This is a genomic window from Pedobacter sp. GW460-11-11-14-TSB4 (assembly GCF_059423705.1).
This window is the reverse complement of the sequence record NZ_JBWKYI010000062.1, coordinates 1-4,889: the sequence shown is the minus strand read 5'-3', so window position 1 is coordinate 4,889 and position 4,889 is coordinate 1. Positions and strand designations below refer to the sequence as shown.

Sequence of the window (4,889 nt, the reverse complement as noted above, 5' to 3'; positions counted from 1 at the left end):
ATTTCAAATCGTGAGCTTTTTTATTTAGGATAAACGGGTTAATTTTTAAGTATTTTATATAAATTAGCATTAATTAACTTTTCAAAACCAAACAAATTAAGAAAAAAAATGAAAAATGCATTTAAATTTGGCTTTTTAGCTTTAGCACTTTCCCTATCTGTTGTTGCCTGTAACTCAGAAAAAAAAGCTGAAGGTGGTGATTCATCTGCCGTTGATACTTCAGTTGTTGATACCACAGTAAAAGATACCACAGTAAAAGACACAACCGTTAAAGACACTACAGCAACTGATACAACTAAAAAATAGTTTATCGGTTACCGAAAAAAGGCCTTAGAAATACTAAGGTCTTTTTTATTTATATTAATTTCTAGCAATCAAGACCTTAAAATCCATCAATTGTAGTAAATTTGCGGCAAAAATATAATCCGCATAATGAATTTAACATCACTACAAGCTATTTCACCAGTTGATGGTCGTTACAGAAAAACAACCGAAAGTTTAGCTGCTTACTTTTCTGAAGAAGCTTTAATCAAATACCGTGTTTTTGTAGAAATCGAATATTTTATCGCACTTTGCGAAATCAACTTGCCTGGCTTAGAAAATTTTGACCGAAATCTTTATGCTGAATTACGCAAAATCCACGAAAATTTCTCAGAAGTTGACGCTTTAGAAATTAAAGAAACTGAAAAGGTAACCAATCATGATGTTAAAGCTGTTGAATATTTTATCAAAAGTAAATTCGACGCCTTATCACTTCAAAATTATAAAGAGTTTATCCACTTTGGCTTAACCTCTCAGGATATTAATAACACGGCCATCCCATATTCAATAAAACTGGCATTGAACGACAGCTATTATCCGGCAATTAACACTTTAATCGAAAAAATAAATGCCCTGGCTATCGAGTGGAAGGATATTCCGATGTTGGCACACACACATGGACAGCCAGCCTCTCCTACCAAGTTGGGTAAAGAGTTTTTGGTTTTTGCTGAGCGTTTGGCTATTCAGGTAGAAAGTTTAAAAAACATTCCGAATAGTGCAAAATTTGGTGGCGCTACCGGCAACTTCAATGCACACCATATTGCTTACCCTGAGGTTAACTGGGTTAATTTTTCAAACCAGTTTGTTAACGAGACTTTAGGTCTGACACGTGCACAGCATACGACTCAAATTGAACATTACGATCAGTTTGCAGCGCAATGTGATGCCTTAAAACGTATCAATAACATTATTATAGATTTAGACCGAGATATCTGGACTTATATTTCTAAAAACTATTTCAAACAGAAAATCAAAGCAGGAGAAATTGGTTCATCGGCTATGCCACACAAGGTTAACCCAATCGATTTTGAAAACGCTGAAGGAAATGCCGGAATTGCCAATGCTTTATTCGAGTTTTTCGCCGCTAAATTACCAATCTCACGTTTACAGAGAGACTTAACCGACTCTACTGTGTTAAGAAACGTAGGTGTTCCTTTCGGACATACCTTAATTGCCATTAACTCTACGCTACGCGGATTAAACAAAATTTTATTAAATGAAGCTGCTTTACATGCCGATTTAGACGAGAACTGGGCGGTTGTGGCCGAAGCGATTCAAACGGTTTTAAGAAGAGAGAACTACCCTAACCCTTACGAAGCCTTAAAAGAATTAACCAGAACAAATTCAAAAATCAATGCAGCAAGTATTGCCGAATTTATTGAAGGTTTAGCCGTTTCAGAAGCTGTTAAAGTACAATTGAGAACCATTACACCTTTTAATTACACCGGCGTTTTCTAGTCAAATTAAATTGACGTTAAGCAGACAGCTAACCAAGGTTTTATTAGTGAGTAATTGTTAATTTTGTTTATTCAAATTGATTAAGACATGACGATTAACGTATATACAGAACAGACTCCAAATCCGGCGACCATGAAATTCATGGTAAACAAGCTGTTAATAAACGGCAGTGAGGATTTTGCAACTAAAGAGAGTGCAGAGCATTCGCCTTTTGCCAAAGAGTTATTTAAGTTCAACTTTGTTTCTGGCGTTTTTTTCGCCAGCAATTTTGTGACCATCACCAAAACAGATGATGCAGAATGGGCTGATATTGAAGCTATTTTAAAAGAATTTGTTAAGGGAGCTGTAGAATCTGAATTAAAAATTAAAGAAGCAACTACCGAAGAAGCACCTGCTTTTGAGGGTACTGAAACTGAAATTAAAATTCAGCAGATTCTACACGATTATGTACGTCCGGCTGTTGAGCAGGATGGTGGTGCAATTACATACAAATCTTTTGATGAAGGTGTGGTTACCGTAGAGCTACGTGGCTCTTGCAGTGGTTGTCCGTCTTCTACAATAACGCTTAAATCAGGTATCCAAAACTTATTGCAGAGAATGGTACCTGAAGTTACAGAAGTGGTTTCTGAAGCGCTTTAAAATTGTGCATTTTTCATAGTATATATAGTGAAAAGGTCCCGATGAGAATCGGGACCTTTTTTTGTTGCGTCATATCATAAATATAGATTTTTCATCCTGAGGCGAAATCTCCTTTATGATACAACCTCATTTTCAACGAAAGACCCTGAAATAAATTCAGGGTGACGGCATTAATTAAAATACCGTTTAATCGCAGTTAACATTTCAGTAGTTAGTTTACCATTGGTAGCCAAGATCTCCCTTTTTTCAAAGTAATCATTTCCACCAGCGAAATCGTATACCTCTCCTCCTGCCTGCTGCACAATAAAACATCCAGCTGCAAAATCCCATTGTTGTAGATTGTATTCAAAAAAAGCATCGAAACGCCCGCAGGCCGTATATACCAAATCTATTGCCGCTGCACCAATTCTACGTACCCCATGGCTTTTCTGCATCATCTCCGTCAGTAATTTTAAGTACTGAGGTTGTTTATCAAACTGATAATATGGGAAGCCTGTGGCCAACAAACTCGATTTCAGATCAGGATTAGCGGAAACTTTAATTTCTTTCTTATTCATAAGCGCAGGTCCGCCTTTATACGAATAAAACATTTCTCCCCTGTTTAATTCGTAAACCACGCCAATAACGGGCAGTCCATCTTCATAAAGCGCTACGCTAATGCCGTAAGCCGGAATGCCATGGATAAAATTGGTGGTACCATCCAAGGGGTCAATGATCCACGTATAGGTTTTACCTGTGCGGTTAATCGTTTTCTCTTCGGTTATAAAACCTGCATCGGGAATTAATTTTTCGAGATTTTGAACCAGTTTCTGCTCTGCTGTTTTATCAACATAAGAAACCATATCATTTAATCCTTTATATTCTATTTTTTGAACATCGAACTGCATCGCTTCTTTACGGATAAAATTTCCGGTAAGCCTTACAATCGATATCACCTTTGTACACAGTAATTCGTAATTCATAGCTATTTAACAATAAAACGAGGCGTTTATCGGATGATAAATGAACTTATAAAAATTTTAAGCCAGTTGATTCTTGTTCCTTAAGGCATAAGCACTTAGTGCAATACCGCCAACAACAAGAAAAGTAGAAATCATTTCTGCCTGGGTAAAAGACAGACCAAAAACATGATATTTTGAGTTTACACGAATTAATTCGATGCAGAAACGCTCCAAACCGTTTAAGATCATGTAAATACCAAACATTAAACCCGGTGCTTTTATTTTATCCCTGATCTTCCACAAAAAGGCAAAAAGGATTAAACAGATAATGACTTCGTAAATCGGTGTTGGATATACACCCTGCGCCAATTCGTTACAAAACTTACCGGTACAACCAGGAATTGGAATACCTTCTCCTACCACGTTATTCGGGTATTTGTACGACCACAACCAATCTGGTAACCAGGAAAATGGTTTTGGATTATTATTGACAATACCCCAGTCGCCATCTCCAGCTAAGTGGCAACCAATACGGCCCACAGCATAAGCCAGCATCATTCCAGGCCCGCCTACGTCAAGCATATGCAGCGGTTTAATGCCGTTTCTTTTGGCAATAATTAATACAGCCGCACCACCACAAATTAAACCACCATAAAAAGTTAAACCGCTAAATGACAATAACCGCTCGATAGGATGTTGAACAAAATCATCCCAATACTCTAAATTATCGAAAAATTTAGCGCCTAAAAAACCCCAGATGGCTGCCCAAACAATCAGATTACTCATCGTTTGGTATGGATGGATGGTTACCTGTGTTTCTTTTGGCTTATCCAGCTTGTGTTTATTCTTTTCGGTATAATCCCAGTAAGCAAACAAACCGGCAAAGAACAAACCACCAATGATATTTCCTTTGGTCGACATTAAAATCGACTGTGCATCATTAACAAAAAGTTTATAGTTTAACAAGGCATAAACCAGTTTATAACCAATAACGAAGCCGAAAAGACCATTCATGATCAGTTCAGATGTGGTAGCAGGTTTACCCACCACAATTGTTTTTTTAATGGGATGGAGTATGCCTAACGCTTCTTTACGCTTAAGTTCTTTGGTAAAAGCCCAGTAGCCAGCAACAAAGGCCAGCGCTACAAAAACACCAAAAGTATTAAACGGAAGCGGTAAATTAATGCCGAATAAATATTCTAAGAAATGTGAAACGGTAGGAAACATACAAATAATTTGTTGCGAAGATAGGAAAGAAAGACCAAAGCTGAAAGATTAAAGAGGAAAGCTTAAAGACTAAAGGAGAAAGGCTTCATGCACAAAGCGGAAAGACCAAACTCGATCATTAATAGCTAGAAAAAGTATGTAAATCTCTTTGTTTTTTTTTGAAAAGAAAGGTTCTGTTGTGATCGGTTAGTACAGTCCTGCGCTCCGCTTTACTGCGTGCCCGCTCCGATCCCTTAGGTTTGAGAAAGATTATCAAAGAATTAAATTTGACAAAGGAAACCTTAAAAGCAGAGGTGAACTATG

The 4,889-nt window shown here is 37.2% G+C and carries 5 protein-coding genes; 3 read left to right on the top strand and 2 right to left on the bottom strand.

Annotation, left to right across the window (positions count from 1 at the left end):
* Positions 1-108 precede the first annotated feature (108 nt).
* The 3 genes from AC07YT_RS24995 to AC07YT_RS24985 all read left to right on the top strand — a co-directional run bounded on the left by AC07YT_RS24995 (position 109) and on the right by AC07YT_RS24985 (position 2,418).
* Positions 109-306, top strand: a complete 198-nt coding sequence (locus AC07YT_RS24995) for a hypothetical protein (protein ID WP_086545740.1) — start codon at positions 109-111, stop codon at positions 304-306.
* A gap of 126 nt (positions 307-432) precedes the next feature.
* Positions 433-1,779 (top strand): adenylosuccinate lyase, encoded by a 1,347-nt coding sequence (gene purB / locus AC07YT_RS24990; protein WP_086545739.1) that lies wholly within the window; start codon positions 433-435, stop codon positions 1,777-1,779.
* Between the two features lie 87 nt (positions 1,780-1,866).
* A complete protein-coding gene (locus AC07YT_RS24985) occupies positions 1,867-2,418 on the top strand; it encodes a NifU family protein (protein ID WP_057934267.1) in 552 nt (183 codons plus the stop codon).
* A 170-nt stretch (positions 2,419-2,588) separates the two neighbouring features.
* Here the strand turns inward: AC07YT_RS24985 and AC07YT_RS24980 are convergent, their stop codons facing one another.
* Positions 2,589-3,380: an inositol monophosphatase family protein gene (locus tag AC07YT_RS24980; RefSeq protein ID WP_086545738.1), complete on the bottom strand. Its 792-nt coding sequence runs from the start codon at positions 3,378-3,380 to the stop codon at positions 2,589-2,591.
* A 57-nt stretch (positions 3,381-3,437) separates the two neighbouring features.
* Positions 3,438-4,586 carry a prolipoprotein diacylglyceryl transferase gene (locus AC07YT_RS24975; RefSeq protein ID WP_086545737.1) on the bottom strand — a complete coding sequence of 383 codons (1,149 nt, stop codon included), beginning with the start codon at positions 4,584-4,586 and terminating at the stop codon, positions 3,438-3,440.
* Positions 4,587-4,889 lie beyond the last annotated feature (303 nt).

Excerpts from the sequence above, each read along its gene's own strand:
- purB (WP_086545739.1), top strand. The coding sequence starts at position 433 with ATGAATTTAACATCACTACAAGCTATTTCACCAGTTGATGGTCGTTAC.
- AC07YT_RS24980 (WP_086545738.1), bottom strand. The coding sequence starts at position 3,380 with ATGAATTACGAATTACTGTGTACAAAGGTGATATCGATTGTAAGGCTT.
- AC07YT_RS24985 (WP_057934267.1), top strand. The coding sequence starts at position 1,867 with ATGACGATTAACGTATATACAGAACAGACTCCAAATCCGGCGACCATG.
- AC07YT_RS24975 (WP_086545737.1), bottom strand. The coding sequence starts at position 4,586 with ATGTTTCCTACCGTTTCACATTTCTTAGAATATTTATTCGGCATTAAT.
- AC07YT_RS24995 (WP_086545740.1), top strand. The coding sequence starts at position 109 with ATGAAAAATGCATTTAAATTTGGCTTTTTAGCTTTAGCACTTTCCCTA.